General features: G+C 64.3%; 26 protein-coding genes. 9 read left to right on the forward strand and 17 right to left on the reverse strand.

Features of this window, described 5'->3' with window-relative positions; translation table 11 throughout:
• Positions 1 to 47: 47 nt before the first annotated feature.
• The 3 genes from D4Q51_RS08605 to D4Q51_RS08610 form a co-directional block, all read right to left on the reverse strand.
• Complete coding sequence (locus D4Q51_RS08605) at positions 48 to 326, reverse strand: hypothetical protein (protein ID WP_120077331.1); 279 nt, start codon at positions 324 to 326, stop codon at positions 48 to 50.
• Positions 327 to 339: 13 nt separating this feature from the next.
• Positions 340 to 675 (reverse strand): GIY-YIG nuclease family protein, encoded by a 336-nt coding sequence (locus D4Q51_RS15695; protein WP_162925239.1) that lies wholly within the window; start codon positions 673 to 675, stop codon positions 340 to 342.
• A 176-nt stretch (positions 676 to 851) separates the two neighbouring features.
• Positions 852 to 2,903: a ribonucleoside-diphosphate reductase subunit alpha gene (locus D4Q51_RS08610; protein WP_120077332.1), complete on the reverse strand. Its 2,052-nt coding sequence runs from the start codon at positions 2,901 to 2,903 to the stop codon at positions 852 to 854.
• Positions 2,904 to 3,536: 633 nt separating this feature from the next.
• On the opposite strand from D4Q51_RS08610, the gene D4Q51_RS08615 reads away from it, so the two are divergent.
• Positions 3,537 to 3,755 (forward strand): hypothetical protein, encoded by a 219-nt coding sequence (locus tag D4Q51_RS08615; RefSeq protein WP_120077333.1) that lies wholly within the window; start codon positions 3,537 to 3,539, stop codon positions 3,753 to 3,755.
• A gap of 82 nt (positions 3,756 to 3,837) precedes the next feature.
• Here D4Q51_RS08615 and D4Q51_RS08620 read toward each other — a convergent pair whose 3' ends face one another.
• A complete protein-coding gene (locus D4Q51_RS08620) occupies positions 3,838 to 4,113 on the reverse strand; it encodes a hypothetical protein (protein WP_120077335.1) in 276 nt (91 codons plus the stop codon).
• Positions 4,114 to 4,297: 184 nt separating this feature from the next.
• Here D4Q51_RS08620 and D4Q51_RS15700 point away from each other — a divergent pair, with 184 nt between their 5' ends.
• Positions 4,298 to 4,597 carry a DUF1330 domain-containing protein gene (locus D4Q51_RS15700; protein WP_162925241.1) on the forward strand — a complete coding sequence of 100 codons (300 nt, stop codon included), beginning with the start codon at positions 4,298 to 4,300 and terminating at the stop codon, positions 4,595 to 4,597.
• Positions 4,598 to 4,606: 9 nt separating this feature from the next.
• On the opposite strand, the gene D4Q51_RS08630 is transcribed toward D4Q51_RS15700, so the two are convergent.
• From D4Q51_RS08630 to D4Q51_RS08650, 5 genes are all read right to left on the reverse strand, one after another.
• Positions 4,607 to 5,422 (reverse strand): universal stress protein, encoded by an 816-nt coding sequence (locus D4Q51_RS08630; RefSeq protein WP_120077337.1) that lies wholly within the window; start codon positions 5,420 to 5,422, stop codon positions 4,607 to 4,609.
• 118 nt (positions 5,423 to 5,540) lie between these two features.
• Positions 5,541 to 6,566, reverse strand: coding sequence for an amidohydrolase family protein (locus tag D4Q51_RS08635; RefSeq protein ID WP_120077338.1), 1,026 nt, complete (start codon positions 6,564 to 6,566; stop codon positions 5,541 to 5,543).
• A 59-nt stretch (positions 6,567 to 6,625) separates the two neighbouring features.
• The gene (locus tag D4Q51_RS08640; RefSeq protein WP_120077339.1) at positions 6,626 to 7,516 is read right to left on the reverse strand and encodes an alpha/beta fold hydrolase; all 891 of its coding nucleotides are present in this window, start codon (positions 7,514 to 7,516) and stop codon (positions 6,626 to 6,628) included.
• A 14-nt stretch (positions 7,517 to 7,530) separates the two neighbouring features.
• Positions 7,531 to 9,123, reverse strand: a complete 1,593-nt coding sequence (nadB, locus tag D4Q51_RS08645) for an L-aspartate oxidase (protein ID WP_120077340.1) — start codon at positions 9,121 to 9,123, stop codon at positions 7,531 to 7,533.
• 336 nt (positions 9,124 to 9,459) lie between these two features.
• The gene (locus D4Q51_RS08650; RefSeq protein ID WP_120077341.1) at positions 9,460 to 10,422 is read right to left on the reverse strand and encodes an ABC transporter ATP-binding protein; all 963 of its coding nucleotides are present in this window, start codon (positions 10,420 to 10,422) and stop codon (positions 9,460 to 9,462) included.
• Positions 10,423 to 10,478: 56 nt separating this feature from the next.
• Here D4Q51_RS08650 and D4Q51_RS08655 point away from each other — a divergent pair, with 56 nt between their 5' ends.
• The 3 genes from D4Q51_RS08655 (at position 10,479) to D4Q51_RS08665 (ending at position 11,773) form a co-directional block, all read left to right on the forward strand.
• On the forward strand, positions 10,479 to 10,721 hold the full coding sequence (locus D4Q51_RS08655; protein WP_120077342.1) for a zinc-finger domain-containing protein: 243 nt from the start codon (positions 10,479 to 10,481) through the stop codon (positions 10,719 to 10,721).
• A 79-nt stretch (positions 10,722 to 10,800) separates the two neighbouring features.
• Positions 10,801 to 11,211: a hypothetical protein gene (locus tag D4Q51_RS08660; protein WP_120077343.1), complete on the forward strand. Its 411-nt coding sequence runs from the start codon at positions 10,801 to 10,803 to the stop codon at positions 11,209 to 11,211.
• A gap of 7 nt (positions 11,212 to 11,218) precedes the next feature.
• Positions 11,219 to 11,773, forward strand: coding sequence for a DUF924 family protein (locus D4Q51_RS08665; RefSeq protein ID WP_120077344.1), 555 nt, complete (start codon positions 11,219 to 11,221; stop codon positions 11,771 to 11,773).
• 7 nt (positions 11,774 to 11,780) lie between these two features.
• Here the strand turns inward: D4Q51_RS08665 and D4Q51_RS08670 are convergent, their stop codons facing one another.
• Both D4Q51_RS08670 and D4Q51_RS08675 read right to left on the reverse strand, forming a co-directional pair.
• Positions 11,781 to 12,431, reverse strand: a complete 651-nt coding sequence (locus tag D4Q51_RS08670; RefSeq protein WP_120077346.1) for an endonuclease III domain-containing protein — start codon at positions 12,429 to 12,431, stop codon at positions 11,781 to 11,783.
• 6 nt (positions 12,432 to 12,437) lie between these two features.
• A complete protein-coding gene (locus D4Q51_RS08675; protein ID WP_120077348.1) occupies positions 12,438 to 13,151 on the reverse strand; it encodes an endonuclease III domain-containing protein in 714 nt (237 codons plus the stop codon).
• Positions 13,152 to 13,227: 76 nt separating this feature from the next.
• Here D4Q51_RS08675 and D4Q51_RS08680 point away from each other — a divergent pair, with 76 nt between their 5' ends.
• On the forward strand, positions 13,228 to 14,664 hold the full coding sequence (locus tag D4Q51_RS08680; protein WP_120077350.1) for a serine hydrolase domain-containing protein: 1,437 nt from the start codon (positions 13,228 to 13,230) through the stop codon (positions 14,662 to 14,664).
• Positions 14,665 to 14,741: 77 nt separating this feature from the next.
• Here the strand turns inward: D4Q51_RS08680 and D4Q51_RS08685 are convergent, their stop codons facing one another.
• The 3 genes from D4Q51_RS08685 to guaA all read right to left on the reverse strand — a co-directional run bounded on the left by D4Q51_RS08685 (position 14,742) and on the right by guaA (position 17,983).
• Positions 14,742 to 15,899: an alkene reductase gene (locus tag D4Q51_RS08685; protein WP_120077351.1), complete on the reverse strand. Its 1,158-nt coding sequence runs from the start codon at positions 15,897 to 15,899 to the stop codon at positions 14,742 to 14,744.
• A 111-nt stretch (positions 15,900 to 16,010) separates the two neighbouring features.
• Positions 16,011 to 16,376, reverse strand: a complete 366-nt coding sequence (locus D4Q51_RS08690; RefSeq protein WP_120077352.1) for a hypothetical protein — start codon at positions 16,374 to 16,376, stop codon at positions 16,011 to 16,013.
• 32 nt (positions 16,377 to 16,408) lie between these two features.
• Positions 16,409 to 17,983, reverse strand: coding sequence for a glutamine-hydrolyzing GMP synthase (guaA, locus tag D4Q51_RS08695; RefSeq protein WP_120077353.1), 1,575 nt, complete (start codon positions 17,981 to 17,983; stop codon positions 16,409 to 16,411).
• Between the two features lie 529 nt (positions 17,984 to 18,512).
• On the opposite strand from guaA, the gene gyrB reads away from it, so the two are divergent.
• Genes gyrB through D4Q51_RS08710 form a run of 3 tightly spaced genes read left to right on the forward strand, consistent with a single transcriptional unit; the run spans position 18,513 to position 22,890 of the window.
• Positions 18,513 to 21,059, forward strand: a complete 2,547-nt coding sequence (gyrB, locus tag D4Q51_RS08700; protein WP_120077487.1) for a DNA topoisomerase (ATP-hydrolyzing) subunit B — start codon at positions 18,513 to 18,515, stop codon at positions 21,057 to 21,059.
• Between the two features lie 9 nt (positions 21,060 to 21,068).
• Positions 21,069 to 22,154 carry an AI-2E family transporter gene (locus tag D4Q51_RS08705; protein WP_120077354.1) on the forward strand — a complete coding sequence of 362 codons (1,086 nt, stop codon included), beginning with the start codon at positions 21,069 to 21,071 and terminating at the stop codon, positions 22,152 to 22,154.
• A 4-nt stretch (positions 22,155 to 22,158) separates the two neighbouring features.
• Positions 22,159 to 22,890, forward strand: a complete 732-nt coding sequence (locus D4Q51_RS08710) for a M50 family metallopeptidase (RefSeq protein WP_120077355.1) — start codon at positions 22,159 to 22,161, stop codon at positions 22,888 to 22,890.
• Between the two features lie 5 nt (positions 22,891 to 22,895).
• Here D4Q51_RS08710 and D4Q51_RS08715 read toward each other — a convergent pair whose 3' ends face one another.
• Genes D4Q51_RS08715 through D4Q51_RS08725 form a run of 3 tightly spaced genes read right to left on the reverse strand, consistent with a single transcriptional unit; the run spans position 22,896 to position 25,504 of the window.
• On the reverse strand, positions 22,896 to 24,029 hold the full coding sequence (locus D4Q51_RS08715; RefSeq protein ID WP_120077356.1) for an endonuclease/exonuclease/phosphatase family protein: 1,134 nt from the start codon (positions 24,027 to 24,029) through the stop codon (positions 22,896 to 22,898).
• A complete protein-coding gene (locus tag D4Q51_RS08720; RefSeq protein ID WP_120077357.1) occupies positions 24,022 to 24,837 on the reverse strand; it encodes a DUF1295 domain-containing protein in 816 nt (271 codons plus the stop codon). Before D4Q51_RS08720 ends, D4Q51_RS08715 begins: the two co-directional genes overlap by 8 nt.
• Positions 24,827 to 25,504, reverse strand: coding sequence for a 1-acyl-sn-glycerol-3-phosphate acyltransferase (locus tag D4Q51_RS08725; protein ID WP_120077358.1), 678 nt, complete (start codon positions 25,502 to 25,504; stop codon positions 24,827 to 24,829). The genes D4Q51_RS08720 and D4Q51_RS08725 overlap by 11 nt, the downstream gene beginning before the upstream one ends.
• Between the last annotated feature and the right edge of the window lie 50 nt (positions 25,505 to 25,554).

Raw genomic sequence — 25,554 nt, forward strand, 5'->3', positions numbered from 1 at the left:
TGTTCGGCAATGCAGACTATCCCCCCGTCCGCAAAAAGGAAGAGGAATTACCGGCGTTTCGAGCCGAAATGACTGCCCCCGCCCAGAACGGTGATGCCGAGGAAGAAGCCGAAATCGTACCACCCGCCCGAATTGGGCACGGCGTAGACGGCGATCTCGTCCGAGAACAGCGAGCCGACCCAGGCGAAGGGGAAGACGAAGCCGTGCCACAGCCCCCACCAGAAACCGGGCGCCCCACCGTCGCGCACCACGCCCGCATCGACCTGGCTGGCGCAGGCGGAGAGAAGCAGACCAAGTAACAAAACGCCAATCAGTCTGCTTCTCATTTTCGCCTACCTTTTATGCGGTCCGGAGTCGGTCATTGAGTGGCGGATTGAAGTTCGCAATGAGATCGCGTTCGATAAAATCCGCATGAGAGTCGTTTGCGCAGACAAGCTGACCGAGCGTCGTCATTCCAAGGTCGATGGCTGGCCGCACCTTCTCATGGTGAGGAGTGACACGAGAACTTAGCTGATTCGCACGCCCGATGTAGAGCACGTCGTAAAGGGCATCGGAGCGAAGTCGGCCAAAAAGGTAGACACCGCAATCGTCGTTCGCCGCTGTGGGCAAGTGACGCATTTCAAACGGATACCAATTACCGCTAAGACCCTGAAAATTATGGGTAGATACAGTCATTATACTTCTCCGGTAATATTCGGAGGGCTTGACTGATCCTTGATGCATCCGCATCAGAAGATTGCAAAGACAGTCGGCCTCCGAGGTTGATGTCACGAGGCCCGGCTCCAGCTCCAACTGGTCCGGGCCTCATTTTTTCCAGCCTTTCGAGCCGGAAACTCTTCAAATCCTTCTCCTCACTGACAAGCCAGACACTCGTCGTAGTCGGTCGTCGGCAGTTCGTACTTCGAGGGTTCGGCGGTGTTGTCCGCTTCCACGCCGCCGGCGAAACCGGCGCGCTGCACGCTCTTCGAGCGCAGGTAGTAGAGCGACTTGATGCCCTTCTCCCACGCCTGGAAGTGCAGCATGGCAAGGTCCCACTTGTCGACGTCCGCCGGGATAAACAGGTTCAGCGACTGCGCCTGATCGATGAAAGGCGCGCGGTCGGCAGCGAATTCGAGCAGCCAGCGCTGGTCGATCTCGAAGCTGGTCTTGAACGCGGCCTTCTCCTCGGCATTGAGGAAGTCGAGGTGCTGGACGGAGCCGCCCTTCTCGAGGATCGAGTTCCAGATGGCGGTGGAGTTCTTGCTCTTCTTGTCGAGCAGCTTTTCCAGGTACGGGTTCTTCACCACGAAGCTGCCCGAAAGCGTCTTGTGGGTGTAGATGTTCGCCGGGATCGGCTCGATACAGGCGCTGGTGCCGCCGCAGATGATGGAGATCGACGCGGTCGGCGCGATCGCCATCTTGCAGCTGAAACGCTCCATCGCGCCCATTTCCTCGGCATCGGGGCACGGCCCGCGTTCCTTGGCCAGCATCATGCTCGCCTCGTTCGCCTTGGCGTTGATGTGCTTGAACATCTTGAGGTTCCACACCTTCGCCATCGGGCTTTCGAAGCCGATGTTCTTGCTCTGCAGGAAGGAGTGGAAGCCCATCACGCCCATGCCGACGCTGCGTTCGCGCATGGCCGAATACTTGGCGCGGGCCATTTCTTCGGGGGCGCGGTCGATATAATCCTGCAGCACGTTGTCGAGGAAGCGCATCACGTCCTCGATGAAGGCCTTGTCGCCGTTCCACTCGTCCCACTTTTCCAGGTTGAGCGAGGAGAGGCAGCACACTGCCGTGCGGTCGTTGCCGAGGTGATCGATCCCGGTCGGCAGGGTGATTTCGCTGCACAGGTTGGAGGTGGAGACCTTCAGGCCCAGGTCGCGGTGGTGCTTTGGCATCATGCGGTTCACCGTGTCGGAGAACACGATGTAGGGCTCGCCTGTTGCAAGGCGGGTTTCGACCAGCTTCTGGAACAACGAGCGCGCATCCACCTGCCCGCGCACGGAACCGTCCTTGGGCGACTTGAGATCGAACTTTTCGCCGGCGCGCACGGCTTCCATGAACTCGTCGGTCAACAGCACGCCGTGGTGCAGGTTCAGCGCCTTGCGGTTGAAGTCGCCCGAAGGCTTGCGGATTTCGAGGAACTCCTCGATTTCCGGGTGGTGCACGTCGATGTAGCAGGCGGCCGAACCGCGGCGCAGCGAGCCCTGCGAGATCGCCAGCGTGAGACTGTCCATCACGCGCACGAAGGGGATGATGCCGCTGGTCTTGCCGTTGAGGCCTACAGGCTCGCCAATGCCACGCACGTTGCCCCAGTAGGTGCCGATGCCACCGCCCTTGGAGGCAAGCCACACGTTCTCGTTCCAGGTGCCGACGATGCCGTCGAGGCTGTCGGACACCGAGTTCAGGTAGCACGAGATCGGCAGGCCGCGCCCGGTGCCGCCGTTCGAGAGAACGGGCGTTGCGGGCATGAACCAGAGGTTGGAGATGTAATCGTAGAGACGCTGCGCGTGTTCCTGATCGTCCGCATAGGCATCGGCCACGCGGGCGAACAGGTCCTGATAGGTCTCGTTCGGCAACAGGTAGCGATCGTTCAGCGTTTCCTTGCCGAAATCGGTGAGGTTCGCGTCGCGCTCCGGATCGGTCTTGATCTTGAAGCGGCGCGGATTGACCGTTTTCGAATCGCTCTTGGGCTTGAGCGCAGCCTTGGCAGCTTCGGCCAGCGCTTCCGCTGCCGCTTCACTCACCAGCTCTTCGCTGCCCAGGTCCGTCTTTTCCATGCTTACCGCTTTCTCGTCGGAGCCTTTTGCTCCCGTTGTATTCGTATTGCCAGACTTGGGTTTCGTGGCCGGCTTGGTTTCGGTGTCGCCCGCAGTCTGTTCGTCGAGCCCCATTGCCGTCTCGTCCGTGTTCCGAAATTCCATTTGGCCAAGTCCCCGTCTGTCGTGGAGGGTGACCGGATCCCCCGGTTCCTCCGCCTGAAATCCGCATGATCTGCGAATCGAAACCGGCAGGCTGCCAGTGACTCTCCGCCCATGCATCGGGGGGAGTTTATTTATCCCCCACCGCCTGTTTCGAGCCTGCCGCGTGAGCCTTCTAGAGCGAATCGGAACCTCATGCGCGATGCTCCTCGCGCTGCCCCCTATATCTAGGTCTAGTAGGTCGCCCCGGCAAGTCGACCACCACCAGTTGTGAATCAGGTGGGACTCGGGCGCAAGAGGGTTAAGTGCGATTTACCGTGCGAGAGGACATTGCGGGCCGGTGTCTGGCGCGGGCAATACGGCGCGACGCGTGGATGTTCCTCGACTCCCGCGCTGCGCAAGAGGAAAAACCAAACTGCGGAAAAAAAGGTGCCGCGGTGCGACTGCGTGAATCAATCGAATCAGGCCGCGCAATAATGCGTCCCCGCAGCAGGCCCCGGCCATCCCCGGCGGGAATCTTTGCTGCCCGAGGCCGCGCGCGATAACCCGATGATAACCACGTGCTGATAAGGTCGGTCGCGATTGGCACCGTCCACACGGACAACGGGCACAAGCAAGGCAAGCGGAGCGCAGAAGATGATCGCCTTTTTCAAAGCGATTCCATTCGGTATTTTCCTAACCCTGATCGTCGCGCTGTTCATGGGTTCGGGCGGAACGAGCGGCGGGGTTCTACATGTTTTCCCGTTCGACGTGCAGTACGAGGACTTCGGTCTCGATTTCCGGCTTTACTGGAGCTGGGCGCTGTTCCTCGCCGGAACGTTCCTGTCTTTCTTCATGATCCTCATGCTGGAATAGCCCTGAAGCGCGAAAGGCCCCCGCATCGCTGCGAGGGCCTTCCTGCATCCGACCATCTGGCCGGATCCGCGTGAAGCGGGGACTATTCCATTTCGTCGGCGCGTTCGTTGATCGCGTCGGCAGCATCGTCACCGATGTCGTCGATTTCCTCGGCGCGCTCGTTCAGCATGTCTTCCTGAGCGTCGGTCGGCGCTTCGTCGGCCATTTCTTCCAGCTGGCCGGCACGGTCGTCACCGACGTTTTCAATGGCGTCGGCCTGCTCTTCGAGCATGTCGCCGCGCTCTTCCACGGCGCTGTCCTCGCCGCAGGCGGCAAGCGCGAGAGCGGGTGCGGTGGCGATAAGAATAAGCTTTTTCATTACGTTTCCTTCCCGGCGACCACGTGCCGCCGTTTCTCCATCGATTGCACCACCAACGGGCGCAGGGCGGGTTGGTTTCAAAAAAGGCGGAAAAAAGGCAGTCTCCCAGATGAACAAAACGGGCCGGAACGATGGACAGGCCGCGCGTTTCCGGGGCATGTGGCCTTCCAGGGGAGGACAGCAAATGCCCGGCTACATCATCGCACATTACAAGATTACCGATGCCGAAGGGATCGGGAATTACGTGGAAGCGGTCATGCCGATCCTGACGGCGCACGGCGGCGAGGCGCTGGTGGTGGATGGCGACAGCCAGGTCATGGAGGGCGACGCCCCGCACCAAAGCGTGGTCGTGAAGTTTCCCTCCGTTGAGGCGGCGAAGGGTTTCTACAACTCGGCCGAATACCAGGCCGTGCGTCATTTCCGCACCGACAACTCCACCGCTGGCTCGCTGGTGATCGTCGAAGGCGTGGAAGGGCCGGAATAGCGTCGCCCGTCAGGCGACGCGCGGTCCGATCAGCAGGGTATCCACCTCGGTATTCTCCAGCACGCTGCTCGCCTGGCTGCCGATGGTAGCGTGCCGGAAGCCGGTTTCCCCCTGGGAGCCGACCGCGACAAGATCGATCCCCTCCCGCCGGGACACTTCGTTCACGGCGGAACACAGGCTCCCGCGCACCAGGTGGATGGAGGTGCGCGACCGGACGTCCTCGGGCAATCCCTCGCGCAGGTCGGAGAGCTTCCTGCGCGCCTCTGCCTCGATCTCGTCCGCCACGTATTTTGCCTTGTTCCACGCTTCGAACGGCACGGAAAAGGCATGGAGGAGGTGAATCTCCGCCTCGGCAAAGGTCGAGGCGGCCCAGTCGAGCGTCTTGCGCGAAGGGTCGGAAAAGTCGGTGGCGACAAGGATCTTGCCGTACGCGTGATGCGGGCGCTTCTTCACCACCAGCACGGGCTTACCGGTGCCACGTATGACGCGGTCGACCGCCGTTCCGAGGAAGAAATCGCCCACGGTGTTGTAGCGCGCGACCCCCAGCACGATCATGGCGGCATCGGTATCTTCCGCATGGCCGGCAATCGCGGCGGGCACCGAACCTTCGGGGTAACTGAATGTCACCCGCGCATCGGTTTCGGGCAGGATATCGCGCATGCGGTCGTCAAGCGCTGCCTTGTCGAGAGTGCTGCCGGGCGCATATTCGATGGCGTGGACCAGCTCGACATCCAGCCCAAGCTGCTCGCCAAGCAGCAATGCCCTGTCGACGGCCCGGTCCGCCCGCGCCGAAAAATCTGTTGCCGCAACGATGGTGCCATTCATGATCGGTCTCCTCGCTACTCCCCGCGCCAGAATGATATAACGCCGCCTTCGTCGTCAAGACGTCGGCATATCCGCGCGCAATTCGGAGGACGTCGGGCCGGAAGGACCTGACGCGCGCCTAATCCCCGCCGCGCATCGCTGCCAGTTCGGGGGCAAAGAAGCGGGTGGCGTTGTCGTGCAGGATCGCCTTCTTCTGCTCGTGCGTCAGGAAAGGCGCATCGTTGATGGCGTCGATCCCTTCCCCGATCATGCCGGGCCAGTTCATCTGGTCTGATCCGAACATGATCCGGTCGGTAAATCCGGCTTCTGTCAGGTCCTGCAGGAAGGCGTGGTATTCTTCTCGCGTCAGGGCGAGTTGCAGCACGCCCACGTCCACCATCAGTTGCGGAAAATAGTAGAACAGTGCCTTCATCTCATCCGCGAACGGATAGCCTGCGTGCATGACATAGACGCGCAGACGGGGATGCGCGCGCAGCACTTCCTCCAGTTGCAGCGGTGACTGGATGCGGAACTGCGGATAGAACGAATGCGCGCCGGGCGGGCCATTGCCGATGTGAATGCCCACCGGGATACCCCGCTCTTCCGCCATGGCCCAGTAGGGCGCGAAAGAAGGATCATCGGCAAGGATTCCGCCATACTGGTTGGTCACTTCGGCCAGTACGGCAAATTCCCCGGCGTCGTAATCCTCCGCGATCTCGGCAGGCGGCGGTGCATCCTCCCAATCGATGTTGAGCGCGTGGCCGCGCATAAAACTGCCGGGCGCGGCTGCGGACCAGGTGGCGAAGTCCTCAGCGCTGGAACTCAGGATGCCGATGACATTGCGGCGCTCCATTTCGGCGATGGTCTGCTCCATGACTTCTTCATCGGTAGCAGGGCCGAGGATGGGATTCTCGCAGGCCGGGTTCAGCATCATGTCCACCACCACGGCGGGCCAGGACCGGTCGCCGGTGTAGCGCAGGTCTGCCGCCATACCGGGGCAGACGCCGTTCGGTGCCGGGCCGTTGTCCTCAGCGCCGGAAGCATGAAGATGAACGTCGATAACCGGGCCGGTGTACGGGCGCTGCGGATCACCATCCTGTGCCATCGCGATAGCAGGCAGGCAGAGCGCGGCAGTGCCAAGCGGGACAAGAAGCGTCTTCATCATGCGTCCCCCTTGGCGGGAGTTATGGCACCAGCATCAGGCCGCGCGCAAGGCTATGGCGACTAGTTGCCTGCCGCCCTCGCGTGCCGGGCGATCTCGTCGGCGATCTCGTCCACCAGTTCCAGCGGCACGTCATGACCCCAGCCGGGGATTGTCCTGATCCTCGCGTTCGGGATCGCGGCGGCGGTGTCGTGGCCGTGGGCGACAGGGATCAGCGGATCGTCTTCGCCATGCAGCACCAGCGTGGGTGCCTCGATCCGGCGGAGCATCTTCGAACGGTCGCCGTCGGCGATGATCGCCGCCATCTGCCGCACCGGCCCCTGCAGATAGAAGCTGCGCTGAACCAGGGCGCGGGTGCGCGCTTCCAGCCGCTCTTCGGGGGCGGGGAAACCCGGCGAGCCGATGGTGCGGGCCACGTTCTTCCCGTGGCTCACCAGCACCTCCTCGTCGAGCGAGGCGGGTCGCTGCGTCAGCGCCTTGATCGCCTCGCGCCGGGACTTCGGCAGTTTGGGATTGCCCGTGGTCGAGAAGATCGAGGTGAGCGTGCGGACCTTTTGCGGATGGCGCGCGGCGAGGTGCTGGGCGATCATGCCGCCCATGCTGCCGCCCACCACGTGCGCGCTTCCGATGCCCAGTCCGTCCAGCACCCCGGCGCTGTCCTCGGCCATGTCGGCCAGCGTGTAGGGCACGCGCGGCTTGAGTCCGATGCGGCGCATGAGGGCGTGGCGCACCACGCCGGGCGCCTTCGCCCCGTCGAACTTGTGGCTGAGGCCGATATCGCGGTTGTCGTGCCGGATCACCCGGAAGCCGTGACCCGCCAGCGCCTCCACCAGCTCCATCGGCCACAGGATCATCTGCGCGCCCAGCCCCATGATCAGCAGCATCGGCTCCCCATCGGCGGGGCCGTGCTCGTCGTAATGGATGGTGATACCGTTGGCGGTAATCTCGGGCATGGCTTTCCTCGTCCTTACGGTACCAGCACGGTATCGCGCGCGGTCTCGTCCAGTTCGGGATAGTCGAGCGTGTAATGCAGGCCGCGGCTTTCGTGCCGCCTGAGCGCGCTCTGCACGATCAGGTCGGCGCACTGGTGCAGGTTCCTGAGCTCGATCAGGTCCGTCGTCACGCGGAAATGACCGTAATAGTCGTCGATCTCGCTCGCCAGCAGGTCGATGCGATGCTTGGCGCGCTCCAGCCGCTTGGTGGTGCGCACGATGCCGACATAGTTCCACATCATGCGCCGGATCTCGGTCCAGTTCTGCTTGATGACCACTTCCTCGTCCGAGTCGGTCACGCGGGTATCGTCCCAGGGGCGGATTTCCGGCGCGGTATCCAGCTTGTCCCAGCAGGCCAGGATATCGCGCGCAGCAGCATCGCCGAACACGAAGCATTCCAGCAGCGAGTTCGAGGCAAGGCGGTTGGCCCCGTGCAGGCCGCTCTCCGTCACTTCGCCCGCCGCCCACAGGCCCGGCAGATCGGTGCGCCCGGCAAGGTCGATCACCACGCCGCCGCAGGTGTAGTGCTGCGCGGGCACGACGGGGATCGGCTCTGTCGTCATGTCTATGCCCAGCCCCAGCAGTTTCTCGTGGATGGTGGGGAAATGCTCGCGCACGAAATCGGCGGGCTGGTGGCTGATATCGAGATGCACGTAGTCGAGGCCGTAGCGCTTGATCTGGTCGTCGATGGCGCGGGCCACCACGTCGCGCGGGGCCAGTTCCATGCGCTCCGCATCGTAATCGACCATGAAGCGGTGGCCGGTCTCGGGATGCAGCAGGTGCCCGCCCTCGCCGCGCACGGCCTCTGTAACGAGGAAGTTCTTGACCTCGAGGTTGTAGAGGCAGGTGGGGTGGAACTGCATCATCTCCATGTTGGAAACGCGCGCGCCCGCACGCCAGGCCATGGCGATGCCATCCCCCGTCGCGCCGCGCGGCGCGGTGGAGAACTGGTAGACGCGGCCCGCCCCGCCAGCGGCCAGCACCGTGGCGGTGGCGGTGAACGCTTCCACCTTGCCGGTGGTGGTATCCAGCGCATAGGCGCCCCACACCCGGCCGCTGCCCGAATATTTCGCCTCGTGACGCCCGGTGATCAGATCCACACAGGAATGATCGGGCAGCAGGGTGATGTTGGGGTTTTCCTCCGCCGCTTTCAGCAGCGCGGCCTGCACCGCCCAGCCGGTGGCGTCGTTCACGTGCACGATCCGGCGATGCGAGTGGCCGCCCTCGCGCGTGAGGTGCAGGTCCCCGCTCTCGCGGTTGAACGGCACGCCCAGTTCGCACAGCCGGTCGATCGCGGCGGGCGCGCCCTCGATCACGAATTCCACGGTCTCACGGTCGTTCAGGCCGGCGCCCGCCACCATCGTATCCCGGATATGATCCTCGAAGGTGTCGCCCGCATCCAGCACGGCAGCGATCCCCCCTTGCGCCCACGCGGTGGAGCCGCTGGTCAGCTTGCCCTTGGCCAGCACCAGAACGCGCAGCCGGGTTGCCAGGGTCAGCGCGGCAGTCAGCCCGGCAGCGCCCGAACCTATGACGAGAACGTCGTAATCGGTTGAAGGTGTTGTCATCGTGGCAAGCTTTGCCCGCTCGCTTCTCCCCCTGCAAGGCCGCAGGCGCCGTACCCGCGACGAGGGCAGATTATTTTGCACTTGCTAAGGAAAAATACCTATGAGATGCTGCGCTGCACAATAGCCGGGCGCTTCTGTTTCACGACTTCGGAAAGGGGGTTCCCTTGCGTCGAATTGCGTGCCTGTTCGATCGCCACCAGCCATCCGGTCGTCGCGCCGACTGGAACGGGCTTACCTTCGTCAGCCGCTGTGCACATTGCCGGAAGCCCATTCGCCGCATCGCGAAGGGAACCTGGCGGGAGGATGTGGAAGCGAATTAGCTGAGTCCCCGGTGGATCAGCCCTCGGCCTCGGCCGCCTTCTCCCGGTCCGCTTCGCCAGTCAGTTGCACGAACACGTCTTCGAGATCGGCCTCGCGGGTGGAGACATCCTCGATCGCGAAGCCCTGCTCCTGCACCTTGGCCAACACCTGGCCAGCGGTCATCTCGCTCTTGTCGAAGGTGATCTCCATCATCCGTTCGCCTACCACCTCGCACTTGTGGAAGCGCGTATCGGCGGGAAGCCGGGCGATATCCTTGTCGACCGTAACGGCGACGATCTTCTCGCCCATCATGCCCACGAGTTCGCGGGTCGGCTTGTTCGCGATGAGTTCGCCGTGGTTGATGATGGCGATCTGCTCGCACAGCTCCTCCGCCTCTTCCAGGTAGTGCGTGGTCAGCACCACGGTCACGCCCTCGGCATTGAGCTCGCCCACCAGTTCCCATAGTTGCTTGCGCAGTTCCACGTCCACGCCCGCTGTCGGTTCGTCCAGCACCAGGATCGGCGGGGAATGGACCATGGCCTTGGCGATCAGCAGCCGCCGCTTCATCCCGCCCGACAGGGTGCGGGCATAGGCGTCGCGCTTGTCCTCCAGCCGCACGGCCTTCAGCAGTTCCTCCGAACGGCGCAGCGCCTTCGATATGCCGTAGAAGCCGCCCTGGTTCTCCAGCACCTCGAACGGTGTGAAAAACGGATCGAACACGATTTCCTGCGGCACGATGCCGATGTTCAGCTTCGCGTTGCGGTGGTCGCGGTCGATATCGTGGCCCCAGATCTTCATGCTGCCGCTGGTCTTGTTCACCAGCCCCGCCATGATGTTGATCAGCGTGGACTTGCCCGCCCCGTTCGGCCCCAGCAGGCCGAACACGCTGCCCTGCGGCACGTCGAAGCTGACGCCCTTCAACGCCAGCTTGGGCCCGGTGCCCTTGCTGCCGGCATATTCCTTCACCAGGTCACGGATTTCGATTGCTGCTTCGCTCATGACGCGCGCTCTTAGGGGCTTTTCGAGGGGCGCGTAAAGCGATAGGAGCATGGGCCATGGATCACGTACCTGAAACCACCATTGTCGATACGCCCCGCGTCTGGTGCGACGGCGCCGGAGACATCCGCGGCGGCGAGAACTACCTGCCCGCCAGCCTCGGCCATCCGCGCGTCTACATGCAGATCGACGAGAAGGGCTATGTCGACTGCGGCTATTGCGACCGGCGCTTCATTCTGAAGGACGGCCCGATGGACGATGGCAACGTGCCCGATGCTTCCGTTTCCGGGGCGGCTGCCTGATAGCCGAAAACGGAACAAAAGGCGGTCAGCACGGGTTCATGATTCGAGGCTTATGACGTTCGTCATCAGGAGAGCTACCATGCTGAAAGCCATTACCGTTTCCGCTGCCGTCGCCGCGATGGCGCTGGCTATCCCCGCTGCCGCGCAGGACCGCGAAGAACGCGCAGAGCAGGCATTCGCAGAACTCGTCGAAGGCCGCACCGCCGGTGAGCCGCAGAGCTGCATCAACCTGTTCAGCAGCAACCGTCTGCGCGTCGAGGAGAATGTCGGCCTCGTCTACGAACGCGGTGACACGCTGTGGGTCGCCCGCGCGCAGAACCCGCAGAACCTCGACCGGTGGGACGTGCCCGTGATCGAACGCTATGGCTCACGCCTGTGCCGCACCGACGTGATGCGCACGATCGATCGCTCCTCCGGCATGTTCAGCGGCGTGTTGTTCATCGACGATTTCGTGCCCTACACGCGCAACGAAGACGAAGCCGAAGGCTGAACCGGGCGTGGCCCTTGCCCCACGGCAATGGGCCGCCGACTTGCTGCACTTCTGGTTTCACGAGCTCACCCCGGCCGACTGGTGGGGCGGCTCCGAACAGACAGATGCGACAATAGAAAAGCGCTTCCGGCACTGGCTGGAGGCGCTTTTCGTTTGTCCGCCGTCCAGCTTCCTGCACGATCCGCAAACCGCGCTTGCCGCCGTGCTATTGTTCGACCAGGTGCCGCGCAACGTCTATCGCGATACGCCGCAGGCATTCGCCACCGATCCGCTGGCTCGCGCGATCACCTACGGCGCGTTGCGGCGCGGATACCTGTCGCTGCTTGCCCGGCAGCAACGCCAGTTCCTCGCCATGCCGCTGATGCACAGCGAGAATATTGCCGACCACCTGCTCAGCCTGCGCCTGTTCGCGCAGATCAACGGCGGCGCGAACCTGCCCTTTGCACGTTCGCACTACCGCATGATCGCCCGTTTCGGACGCTATCCGCACCGCAACGCAGTGCTGGGGCGAACCAGCACGCCGGCGGAGAAGCGCGCTATAGAGGCGGGGTTCGCATGGTAGGCCAGCGTCAGGTGCGCGCCGCCGCGTAGAATTCGCACAGGTCGTTCACCGGACACGCCTCGCACTCGGGTGCACGCGCCTTGCACACGCGCTTGCCGAACTGGATCAGCCAGAAATGCCCGTCGCGCTTGGCCCATTCGGGCGACCGTTCTTCCAGTTGCTGCGCGGTCCTGTCCGCCGTCTTCGCCTCTGTCAGCCCGATGCGATTGCACACGCGGTGAACGTGGGTGTCGACGGCGATCACGTCCTTCCCGAAGGTAAAGCTCATCACAATATCCGCGCACTTGCGCCCGATGCCGGGCAGCGACAGCAGCCCCTCGCGGGTATCGGGCACCACGCCGCCGTGCTCTTCCAGCAGGGCTTCGCAGAACTTGCGGATATTGCGCGCCTTCATGTTGTAGAGACCGCACGGCTTGATCGCGCGGGCCACCTGCTCGTCGCTCAGCGACAGCAGGGCTTCCGGCGTGGTGGCGAGGGCGAACAGCGCTTTCGTCGCGGCGGCGGTGTTGCGGTCCAGCGACTGGGCGGAGAGCATGCACGAGATGCACGAGCGAAAGGCGTCGGGCTGGCCCTTGGGGCCCTTGGCACCTTTCGTGCGACCCGGCATGGCCTTGGCAAGGCGGCGGTAGACTTCCTCGACTTGGCGTTCGTTCAGCATGAGCGATCAGCGCCCCGGCACCCTGCCGGTTCCGGTATCGCAAAGCGGGCGGATCGGACACGCTTCGCATTGCGGGCGCGCGGGACGACAGTGAACCTGTCCCAGTCGCTTCACCAGCAGGTGATGCTCGTCGATGTCGGCGGCGCTCCATTCCTTGGGCAGTAGCGGCATCAACACGGAATAGGTGCGCGCGGTATCGGCCCTTGGCGGCACCAGCCCCACGCGCTGCATCACCCGGCGATGGTGGCCGTCGATCACCAGTTGGCGGCGTGCAAACATGCTGGTGTTCATCACGCCCGCCGCGATCTTGCGCCCGACGCCGGGCAGGGCTTCCAGCCACGCCATCGCTTCCTCATCGGGCAGGTTCGAGAGGTGGCGCATGTCGACCGCGCCGCGTTCCTCCATGATCGCGAACAGGCACGCCGTCAGCCGCTCTGCAGCGACCGACGGGAAGGTCTGGTTTCGCAGCAGCGGCTGCAACTCGGCCGCATCGGCGCGCGCAACCGCTTCCCACGATCCGAACCGCGCCAGCAGGGCATCGGTGGAGGCGTCGGAGACAGGCGTCTTGGTCTGCGCCCCGATCACCCCCTGCACCAGCGTCCACACCGGATCGCGGCGCCGCTGGTCCACCCGATCAATGCGTCCGAACGCGCCGATCAGCGCCGTATGGATGCGCGCCAATCGCTCACTGCGGGGGTCGGGGCCGAGAGGGAGTTCCATCGCTGCCCTAGTGCCTCGCACCTGCCCCTGCAGCAAGTGTCTTGCCAATGCAATACAGTAGCGTCATCATGCCGGGATGATCCACCGCTCCAGCCTTTGCGCCCCCATCGCCCCTGCCTTGTGCGCTTTCGCCTTGTGCACCGTTCCTGCCGCAGCGCAGGACAGCACACCAGAACAGGCCGAGATCGAAACAGCCCTCGCCCCGCTCGTGACATTCCGTGGAGAGACACCGGAGGTACGCAGCATTGCCCAGCGCATGGCGGACCTCGGCATTGCCAATGCCAGCGTCGCGGTGGTTCGCGACGGGAAGCTCGAATGGGCGCGTGGCTATGGCGAGGGAATCGATGCCGACACGCTGTACCAGGCGGCATCGCTTTCCAAGGCCGTGGCAGCGGCGGGTATCGCAGCACTGGCGCTGGATCGCGGCGTCTCGCTGGATGCCGATATCTCCGCCGACCTGCGTGGGCTCGACCTTGCGCAGATCAACCCGGACGGCGTCCCGATTACCCTGCGCGGACTGCTGAGCCATACGAATGGCGCCGCCGTATCTGGCTTCCCCGGCTATGCAGCCGGCGCCGAAGTGCCGACCACGGCGCAGGTTATCATGGGTGCGGCGCCGACCAACACCGACATGGTGGTGATCTCCGCCGAAGGCGTGGGCAGCTACAGTTATTCCGGCGGCGGCTACACCATCGCGCAGTACTGGGCGGAACAGGTGACGGGCGAGCCGTTCCCCGCGATCATGCGCCGCTATGTCCTCGATCCCGTGGGCATGGACCGCAGCTTGTTTTCCGCAGAGCGACAAGGAGATCTTCCGCGTGACAACGTGGCGCTGGCCTACAACGGCGACGGCTCGCCGGTGGAGGGCGGCTGGCACGTCTATCCCGAATATGCCGCTGCTTCGCTTTGGACGACGCCCAGTGAGTATGCGCTGTTCGCCACCGCATTGATGCGCGCGCTGGCCGGCGAACGCGACGCCGGACTGCCGGGGGCCGTGGCGCGGGAAATGACGAGCACGGTGGCGAACGACTACGGGCTCGGCATCGGGACAGGCGAGGTCGATGGCGCGGTGCGGCTCAATCATTCCGGGTCCAACAAGGGCTACAAGAGCAACTTCATGGCCTATCCGGCGAGTGACGACCTGATCGTGGTGATGACCGGGGCGGACAATGGCTGGCCGCTGGTGGGCGACATCGGGCGCACCACGAACATCGTCTACGACTGGCCCCGCAACCCGCCACTGGTGCGCGACCGCTTGCCGGCGAGCAAGGGTGAGCTTGTCGCGCTGTCGGGCAGCTATGCCATGCAGGGGAACGAGGATCTGGTGGTAACGCTGGAGCCCGACGGCAGCGAACTGAAAGTAATTGCGCCAAGCGGGCAAAGCTGGAACCTCGTGCGTATCGGCAATGCCACGTGGATCGATCCCGCGGATGGGCAGGAACTCACTTTCGTCGCCGACACCGGCGGCGGCATGACGGTGAGCGACGGCGGCCCGGTGTTCGAACGCCGGTAAGCCGCGCAGGGCAGCTTCCTGCCCTGGGCGAAGCGCGTAAGGAAAAGGGGCCACGCCGCCGCGCGGCCCCTTCGCCATCACTTCGGTTTCAGCGGATCGTCGACTTCGATCAGGCTCGGATAATCCACGTAACCTTCCGCGCCGCCGCCGTAGAAGGTGTCGCCATCGGCGTCGTTATAGGGGCCGGCTTCGGCAATCCGAGCGGGAAGGTCCGGGTTGGCGATGAACAGGCGGCCGAAGGCCACCGCATCAGCCCAGCCTTCGTCGATCCATTTCGCGGCATCCTCGGGCGAGAGGTTGCCGTTCACCACGAAGGTGCTGTCGAAAGCATCGCGCATGGCCTGCACGATCTTGTCGCCTTCTGATCGGTCCCCGTCCGCGCCGCCGTGGTCCGTCGCGCGCACCACGTGCAGGTATGCGAGGCCGCGCCCGGACAGCACAGCGGCGGCGGCAGGGTAGGTTTCCTCGGGATGGGCATCGGCACTGCCGCCCGCGCCGCCGATCGGCGTCAGGCGCACGCCCACGCGGTTTGCGGGCAGGACTTCCGTCAGCGCATCCACCACTTCGCCCAGCAGGCGCGTGCGGTTCTCCAGGCTGCCTCCGTACCTGTCCTTGCGCTGGTTCACGCCGCTGCGCAGGAACTGGTCGATCAGGTAGCCATTGGCGGCGTGCAGCTCCACGCCGTCGAACCCGGCACGCACGGCCATGCGCGCGGCGTTGCGATAATCGTCGAGAAGCGCGGGGATTTCGTCCTCGCGCAGGGCGCGGGCCTGTTGGTGCGGCACCGCGGGGCCATCGGGGTGATAGTCGCCCACGAAGGCTTCGCCTTCAGGGGTCCATTCGCTGGAGGAAACGGGCGCGCCGCCGTCGGGTTGGAAAACCGGGTGGCTGACCGCGCCGACGTGCCACAGCTGCGCGAAGATGCGACCGCCGGCATTGTGCACGGCATCGGTCACCAGCTTCCAGCTATCGGCCTGCTCCTCCGTGTAAATTCCGGGCGTCCAGGCATAGCCCTGCCCCTGCTGGCTGATCTGCGTCGCTTCGGAAACGATCAGGCCAGCACTGGCGCGCTGGGCATAGTAGAGCGCGTGGAGAGGCGTTTGCAGATGTCCGTCCTTTTCGGAGCGGGCACGGGTGAGCGGGGCCATGAACACGCGGTTGGCGGCGACGATGTCGCCCACTTCGATGCTGTCGAGCAGTGCGAAATTATCAGGTTTGGGGTCGTGCAAAGACATTTGGGGGCTTCCTTCGCAAGGGTGTTTGACGATTGAACCGCCAAGGTCGGAAGCGGTTTCCCGCCTTGCGAGGTAGCGTTTCTTTAGCCCGGTCCAGATTCCGTATCGCGGTCAGGCGCGGGCCGGGGCGAGCCGCCCTGCCATCAGCGCGCCGACCGCGCCGCCCGCCAGCTTCAGGGCGTGGTTCACCCAGGCCATCAGCGGGAACTCCATCTCCCCTGCAAGCAGCACGGGCATCGAGATCGCGTAGTAGAACAGCGTGCCGACGATCCCCACGCCGAGGCCTATGGCGAGGCGCTGCCCCTGCGCCGGTCGCGCGGCCCAGAACCCGCCGAGAGCGAACAGGATGAAGGCGACGGCCAGTCCCTCCGGCTTGTAGCCGACAAGGTCGGTTGTGCTGAGGAAATAGACGTAGAGCGCGTAGAGCAATTCCACGCCGATCCCGGCAATGACGATCCGCTTCCAGTACTGCCCCATCAGTCCCTCCCCTGACTGGTGGGAGTGTCAGGTCACTCCCATTCAATGGTCCCCGGCGGTTTCGAGGTATAGTCGTAAACCACCCGGTTGATGCCCTGCACCTCGTTCACGATACGCGTGGCGACGCCTGTCAGGAAGCCTGCATCGAAGGGATAGACGTCCGCCGTCATGCCATCCGTGCTGGTCACGGCGCGCAGGCCGCACACACTGTCGTAGGTGCGCCCGTCGCCCATCACGCCCACGGTCTTCACCGGCAGCAGCACGGCAAAGGCCTGCCAGATTGCGTCGTAGAGGCCCGCGTTGCGGATTTCCTCTAGGTAGATCGCGTCGGCCTTGCGCAGGATGTCGCAGCGCTCCTTGGTCACTTCGCCGGGGATGCGGATGGCGAGGCCGGGTCCGGGAAAGGGATGGCGGCCCACAAACATGTCGGGCAGGCCCAGCTCTCGGCCCAGATCGCGCACCTCGTCCTTGAACAGTTCGCGCAAGGGCTCGACCAGTTTCATGTTCATGCGTTCGGGCAGACCACCCACGTTATGGTGGCTCTTGATCGTCACGCTCGGCCCGCCGGTGAAACTGACGCTCTCGATCACGTCGGGATAGAGCGTGCCCTGCGCCAGGAAATCGGCCCCGCCGATCTTCTGCGCCTCGGCCTCGAACACGTTAATGAACTCGGCGCCGATGAACTTGCGCTTCTTTTCCGGGTCGGTGACGCCTTCGAGGCCCGCCATGAAGCGTTCCTCCGCATCCACCACCACCAGCGGGATGTTGTAGTGGTCGCGGAACATCGTCTCCACCTGCTGCCGCTCGTTCAGGCGCAGCAGACCGTGATCGACGAAGACGCAGGTCAGCTGGTCTCCGATGGCCTCGTGAATCAGGATCGCGGCAACCGAGGAATCGACGCCGCCGGACAGGCCGCAGATCACCTTGCCGTCACCCACCTGCTCGCGGATTTCGGCGATCTTCGTCTCGCGGTAGGCAGCCATGGTCCAGTCGCCCGCCAGCCCGCACACATGGCGCACGAAGTTCGCCAGCAGCCGCGCACCATCGGGGGTGTGGTACACTTCGGGGTGAAACTGCGTGCCGTAATACTTGCGCTTCTCGTCCGCGATCACCGCGAATGGCGCGCCGTCGGAGGTGGCGACGATTTCGAACCCGTCGGCAAAGCGCGTCACCTTGTCGCCGTGGCTCATCCACACCTGGTGACGTTCGCCCACTTTCCACAGGCCGTCGAACAGCGCGCATTCCTCGGTCACGGTGAGGAAGGCCCGCCCGAATTCGCCGCCATCACCCGTTTCGTGGCCGGGGCGCACTTCGCCGCCCAATTGCGTGGTCATCACCTGCTGGCCATAGCAGATGCCGAGGATCGGCAGGCCGCTGTCGAACAGCACCTGCGGGGCGCGCGGACTGCCCTCCTCGCACACGCTGGCGGGGCTGCCCGAAAGGATGATGCCCTTGGGGTTCATCCGGTTGAAGGCTTCCTCCGCCTGGCTGAACGGAGCGATTTCGGAATAGACGCCCGCCTCGCGCACGCGGCGCGCGATAAGCTGCGTAACCTGGCTGCCGAAATCGACGATGAGTATGGAATCGGGGATGAGATCTGCCTGCATGGCAGCGCCTTGCCCAATGGCAGCGCGCAAGTCCAGTAGGGGCGGGAGCGGTCCTGCCAAGCCGCAGAGACAGCGCAGTTGCAAAACTCGCAACACTTGTCGAATATTTCGCATTTGTAATATTTTCGACCAGTCGCCATTTGCGTCTGCGTCAACGGAGCGCTCGTAACGAGTCGCGCCGCAAAGCACTCTTAAAAACAGGACGATGTAACAATGCGCCAGTTCGCACCGAATATCCTTGCATCGCTCGCAGCGATCACCGTCAGCACGACCCTGCTGATGGGCATCCTCTAAGAGCGATACGCAAGAGACCCCTTAGGCCCGGAGGCTTCCTCTCCCCCCTCCCCCCCTTGTCTCCGGGTCGACATATGGCCACCCCTTCGCGGGGGTGGCCATTTTTGTATCCGGCGACCGGGGAAGGACTTGCGCGCGGGCGGTTTTCGCTCCCTGACCCGATAAGGCGTGGAAAAGCGTCCTGTACGGACCCGCCAGCCTTCCGAACAGGGTACGCAGTGCCTATATGATCGGCATGGAAAATACGCCCGAAAACACACCCGAAGCCACTCCCGAAAAGAAGCGCCAGAACGGCGAGTACAGTTCCGACAGCATCAAGGTGCTGAAGGGACTGGACGCGGTGCGCAAGCGGCCCGGCATGTACATCGGCGATACCGACGACGGTTCGGGCCTGCACCACATGGTTTTCGAAGTGTCCGACAACGCCATCGACGAGGCGCTGGCCGGGCACTGCGACCTTGTGCTGATCGAGCTCAATCCAGACGGCAGCGTGTCGGTCGAAGACAACGGCCGCGGCATCCCGGTGGACATCCACAAGGAAGAAGGCGTTTCGGCAGCAGAGGTCATCATGACCCAGCTGCACGCGGGCGGGAAGTTCGAGAACACCAGCGACGACAACGCCTACAAGGTCTCGGGCGGCCTGCACGGCGTGGGCGTTTCGGTGGTGAACGCGCTTTCCGAGTGGCTGGAACTGCGCGTATGGCGCAACGGCAAGGAACACTGGATGCGCTTCGAGCACGGCGACGCCGTGGAATCCCTGCGCGAAGTGGGCGATGCGCCGCCGGTGGAAAGCAACGGCGACGACGATGGCCTGAAGAAGGGCACCCGCGTCACCTTCAAGGCCAGCGAGGACACGTTCAAGAACGTCACCGAGTTCGATTTCGACAAGCTGGAGCACCGCTACCGCGAACTCGCCTTCCTCAATTCCGGCGTGCGCATCCTGCTGCGCGATCGTCGTCACGAGGAAGTGGAAGAGCACGACCTGTTCTACGAAGGCGGCATCGCGGCTTTCGTGAAGTGGCTGGACCGGAACAAGGCCCCGCTGGTGCCCGAACCCATTTCGGTTTCCGCGGAGAAGGACGGCATCGGCATCGACGTGGCACTGGAATGGAACGATTCCTACTACGAGAACGTGCTGTGCTTCACCAACAACATCCCGCAGCGCGACGGCGGCACGCACCTTGCCGCCTTCCGCGCCGCGCTGACCCGCACGCTGAACAACTACGCCAATGCCGCGGGCCTGCTGAAGAACGCCAAGGTCTCGCTTTCGGGGGAGGACATGCGCGAAGGGCTGACCGCCATCGTCTCCGTCAAGCTGCCCGATCCCAAGTTCGGCAGCCAGACGAAGGACAAGCTGGTCAGCTCCGAGGTGCGCCAGCCGCTGGAAAGCCTGATGGGCGAAAAGATGACCGAATGGCTGGAGGAGAACCCCGCCGACGCCAAGGCCATCGTCCAGAAGATCATCGACGCCGCCGCCGCCCGCGAAGCCGCGCGCAAGGCGCGTGAAATGAGCCGCAAGGGCGCGATGAGCGTCGCCAGCCTGCCGGGAAAGCTGTCCGACTGCCGCGAGCGCGATCCCGCCAAGTCCGAAATCTTCCTGGTAGAGGGTGATTCGGCAGGCGGCTCCGCCAAGAGCGGGCGGGATTCCAAGTATCAGGCGATCCTGCCGCTGAAGGGAAAGATCCTGAACGTGGAGCGTGCGCGGTTCGACAGGATCATCTCGTCCAAGGAAGTCGGCACACTGATCCAGGCGATGGGCACGGGGCTGCGCGACGAGTTCAATCTGGAAAAGCTGCGCTATCACAAGATCGTGATCATGACCGACGCCGACGTCGACGGCGCGCACATCCGCACGCTGCTGCTCACCTTCTTCCATCGCCAGATGCCCGAGATCATCAAGGCCGGACACCTGTTCATCGCCCAGCCTCCGCTGTTCAAGGTCGCGCGCGGCAAGAGCGAGGTCTACCTGAAAGATCAGGGCGCGCTGGATCGCTACCTGGTTGATGCAGGCCTGCAGGACCGGGTGCTGGAAACCCACGAAGGCGCGCGTTCGGGCGCCGACCTTGCCGATCTGGTCGACAAGGCGCTGCAACTGAAGAACCTGCTCGCCTTCGCGCCGCGCAAGTACGAAAGCTTTGTGATCGAGGCGATGGCGATGGCCGGCGCGCTGGAGCCGGGCCTGACCCCCGCGCAGCGCGACGAGCGCCTCGTCCAGGCTGCGGGCCAGATCCAGCTGAGCGATCCCGAGGCAGAATGGTCCGCCCGCACCACCGAGACTGGCGACGTGCGTTTCGACCGGGTGTGGCGCGGCGTGACCGACGTTCACCTGATCGAGGAGAAGTTCCTCGACAGCGCGGAAGCGCGCAAGCTGCACACGCGCGGCGTGGCGCAGGCGGACACCTATGCCAAGCCTGCCCGCCTTGTGAAGGCAGGCAGCGCGGAGCCGCAGCCGGTGGACGACAATGCCGAGGAAACCGATGCGGATACCCCGGCATTCGATCCCGACACGGCCATCACCCGTCCCTCGCAGCTGCTCGATGCGGTGCTGACCGCGGGGCGCAAGGGCCTTTCGGTCAGCCGCTACAAGGGTCTTGGCGAAATGAACGCCGAGCAGTTGTGGGAGACCACGCTGGACCCGGAAAACCGCGAGCTGTTGCAGGTGAAGGTGGAGGACGCCGACGTGACGGACGAAATCTTCACCCGCCTGATGGGCGACGTGGTGGAACCGCGCCGCGAGTTCATCCAAGACAACGCCCTGAACGTCGCCAACCTCGATATCTAGGGCGCTTCGATGAGCGGGCAGCACAAGTCAGGAGCGGTGGAGAACGGCGGTTTCCTCGTCTTCCTCGCGCTGGTCTCGCTGGTCCTGCTCTATATCGTCTGGCCCTTCGTCGCCCCGCTTTTGTGGGCGACGCTGGCGGCGATCATGTTCCAGCCGATGTACCAGTGGTTCCGCGCGCGCCTTGGCGGCAGCAACCGCGCGGCCATTGCCACCCTGCTGGTGATTACCGTTGCCATCATCATCCCTGCTTTCTTCATCGGCGGTGTGGTGGTGGAACAGACGACCGCCGTGGTCCTGGCTTTTCGCGAGGGACGCGTTGATATAGCCGCCCTGTTCGAGACGGTGCATGACGCCCTGCCCGAGGCCATCCGCCAGAACCTCGACGCGTCGGGCTTCGGCACGCCGGAAATGGTGCAGCAACGCGCGCAGGACCTGGCGTTGGAAAGCTCCGGCCTGATCGCGCAGCAGGCGGTGGCCATCACCGGCAGCGCGCTGGGCTTCGTCCTCGCTTTCGGCATCGGGCTATATGTTGCCTACTTCCTGCTGCGCGACGGCAGGGATGTGGGCCGACAGGTGATCGCCCACCTGCCGCTGGCGAGCGACGTGGCCTACGAACTTGCCGAGCGTTTCCTCGCCATCGTTCGCGCGACGATCAAGGGCTCGGTCGTGGTCGGGCTGGTGCAGGGTGCGCTGGGATCGATCACCTACTGGATCGCAGGCGTGCCCAACATCGTCCTGCTGGGCCTGCTCACCGCGCTGTTCTCGCTCGTCCCGGCCATCGGTCCTGCCGTCGTGTGGGCACCCGTCGCGCTGTATCTCCTGGCCGTGGGCGACATCTGGCAGGGGGTCGTCGTGCTGGTGTCGGGTTTCGCGGTGATCGGCATGGCGGATAACGTGCTGCGCCCCATCCTGGTGGGCCGCGATACCGGCATCCCGGACTGGATCATCCTCGTCACCACCCTTGGCGGGATTGCCGCAATGGGGCTTTCCGGCATCGTCGTCGGCCCGCTGGTGGCCGGGCTGTTCCTTGCCGCCTGGGGCGTGCTGGCCCAGCAGCGCGGCGTGACCCAGCCGCTCGCGGCGGAGGCAGAGTAAGCCGATGGCATGGGGAGGCGTGCGGCCCGGTAGCCAGGAAGAGCAGGTGGGTCGCCTGATCCTTGCAGGCGTGCTGGTGATGTTCCTCCCCGCGCTGCCTTTCGGCAATTACCTGATCTGGCCCTTCGTCATCCTCACCACCTGGTTCCACGAGATGGGCCACGGCCTCACCGCAATCCTGACGGGCAACGCTTTCGACGAGCTGGTGATCTACGCCAATGGCTCGGGCTATGCGTCATCCCGCACGGCGATGGATGGTGGCGGCTTGTCGCGCGCACTGATCGCCATGGGCGGCCCGCTGGGGCCAAGCGCGATGGGCGCCTTGCTGATCCTCGCCAGCGCCGCGCGCAGGCACTGGAAGCCCGCGCTTGTGCTGCTGGCGGGGGCGCTGGTGCTCTCCACGGTTATCTGGGTGCGCAGCGTTGTGGGCGTGGTCGTTCTGCCCCTGATCGCTGCCGCGCTCGGCTGGCTGGCGTGGAAAGGCCCGCGCGGGCTGCAACTGTTCGCGCTGCAATTCCTCGGCGTGCTGGCCGCGCTCTCCATGTTCAATGACATGGACTACCTGTTCTCCGAAAGCGCGGTGATCGGCGGGCAGGTGATGCTGTCGGACACTGGGGCGATCGAGGCAGAGCTGTTGCTGCCGCACTGGATCTGGGCAATCCTTATCATCGTGCTATCCGGGCTGATGATCGGGTGGAGCCTGAAATACGCTCTCAACCACGAAGGACACCGCTAATGCGGTCAGTCCTCCGGCGCGGTGACGGTGAGGTTGTCGGCCTCGAACCCGTCGCCGCCTTGCGATGCCTCCTCCAGCTCCTCGCGCGCATCCTCCACGGCTTCCTCGGTGAGTTCGGGCGCCTCTTGCTGCGGTGCGAATTCGGCGGGGGAGAGGCACAGCTCCACTTCCAGCGGGAAATGGTCTGAGCCCACGTCGGGCCCTTTCTCGAACCGCAGCACGCCGAAATCGTCGGTGTGGAAGACGTGATCGAGCGGCCAGCGCATCAACGGGTTGGTGGCATCGAACGTGGCGGTAAAGCCGCGCCCGCGTCGCGGGTCGACCAACTGGCCAATGCGCTGGAACGTGCCCGTCACGCTGGACCAGCCGACATCATTGAAATCGCCCACCACCAGCGTGGGCCTGCCCGATTCGCGCACGAGGTCTGCCAGCAGCACCAGCTCGGCGTCGCGCTGCCCACTGTCCTGGCCGGGGCGCGGCGGGCGCGGGTGGACGGCGAACAGCGTCATCACTCCGCCATCGGCACGGGTGATGCGCGCCTTGATCGACGGTGTGCCGCCACCCGCGAGTTCGTTGCGCTCCACCTCGGCAAACGGCAGGCGGGACCACAACGCCATGCCATAGGTGTTGGGCTGCGGGATCTTCATCGAATAGGGGTAATCCGCATCCAGTGCAGCGGAGAGGGCATCGGTCCACGCCGCATCGTTCTCCATGGCGAGGAACACGTCCGGGTTTTCCTCTCGCACGTAGGCGATGGCGCGGTCGAAATCGCGGTTCGACTGGAGCACGTTGAGGCTGGCGATATGCAGGCGGTCGGGGGGTTCGCAGCTGTCCGCGCTCACGGCCTGCTGCGGCATGAAACCGAAGTAGGGCACCACCTGCCACAGTTGCACCGCCAGCGCGGCCGCGCCCAGCGGCAGCCACAACCAGAGGCGGCGCGAATGCGTGAGAAGCAGCAACGCCAACGCAATCACCAGAACCATGGCGAACTGCAGCCGCGGAAAGTCGAACACCCTGATCCACCAGGCGTCCGCCGCAACCAGGCTGATCGCGGTGAACAGTGCCAGCACGATGATGAGGAAACGGGCGAGACGGGCCAGCCAGGCTTTCACGCCGCTGCCCTGCTTGCTGCTATCCATCGGCCCGGTCCTCTTGCTTGGGGGGCCTTGGAATGAACCCCGATGTCCTCTCTACGTAAGCGGCGAAGTCCTCGCCATACTTGTCGCGCATCGCGGCCTCGGTCATGCCTGCACCCGACCATTTCACCAGTGTGAAAGTGAGGAACAGCGGCCCCGGCAGCGTCCAGATCACCGCGCCGGGCGCGATGGATAGAGCGACAATGAAGATGCCCCACCACACGCAGGCATCGCCGAAATAGTTGGGATGGCGGGTGTAGCGCCACAGCCCCTTGTCCATCACCTTGCCCTTGTTCGCCGGGTCGGCCTTGAAGCGGGCGAGTTGCCAGTCCCCTACCCATTCGAAGAATAGGCCCACCGCGTAAAGGGCAATGCCTGCCCAGGCCAGATCGGGCAGGCCGATCCTGTCGCCAGCCGCGAGGATGCCGACCTGCGCCGGGCTGCTGACAACCATGATCAGCACGCCTTGCAGCAGGAAGACCTTCCACAAGGCCGTTAGCGCGAAGGCAGCGCGGTTGGCAGGATCGGGCAGCATCTTGCGATAACGGGAGTCCTCGCCATTATGCAGGAACCGTCGCAGAAGGTGAATGCCAAGGCGCACGCCCCACGCCGCGGTCATCGCCCAGAGAACGACGGCGCCCGGCGTATGGAACGGCAGCAACAGCAGGCTGGTGGTGGCGAGCCCGGCCATTGCCAGACCCCACACGGCATCGATGAAACTGGCCTTCCCGATCGTAACCGCGAGCACCCACAATACGAAGAGCGCCGCCAGCAACAGCGCGAAGTTCAGGACAAGCAGTTCAACCGGCATCGGGCGGTGAATCCTGCCCCGGCGCAAGCATGTCCGGCTCTACCGGCCGTGCAGGCGTTGCCACCTCGCCCTTCGCCTGTTCGGCCAGCACCTCGAAACGCGGGCAATCGGGCAGGACAGACCGATAGAACGCAGCGATCCTCGCGAGGTCCGCATGGAAATCGCCCGATGGCATGATCGCCTCGCCGAAGCCTGCACGCCCGGTGTCCTCGTCGACCCAGGCCGGCACGATGGGCACGCCCGCGCCGCTGGCAATATGGTAGAACCCGCTGCGCCAGCGCCCGTCACTGGTCCGCGATCCCTCGGGCGCGATCACCAGCGCGATCCGGTCAGCTGCCTTCACCTGGTCCACCACGGCGTTCACGTATCCGCGCGGGGAGGAACGGTTTATCGGCATCCCGCCCATGTCGTACATGAACCGCGTCATCGGCCATTTGAACAGCGTGTGCTTGCCGATGAAGCGCGGGGAAATGCCCACGTCCTGCACCGCGCCCGCGAAGTAGATGAAATCCCAGTTCGAGGTGTGCGGCGCGCCGACGAGGATGAATTTGTCGAGCTTCGGCGGATGGTTCTCTAGCCTGTAGCCCTTCCCGCGATACAGCCAGAGCAGCAGCCGCCACACGATGCGCGACAGAAGCGTTGGCTTGGTGCTCGGCTTTGCTGACACGCTTTTCCTCTCTCCCTCCCGCCATGCATTGCACGCCAGCAGGGAGGCGA

The organism is Aurantiacibacter odishensis, assembly GCF_003605195.1.
GTDB classification, from domain to species: domain Bacteria; phylum Pseudomonadota; class Alphaproteobacteria; order Sphingomonadales; family Sphingomonadaceae; genus Alteraurantiacibacter; species Alteraurantiacibacter odishensis.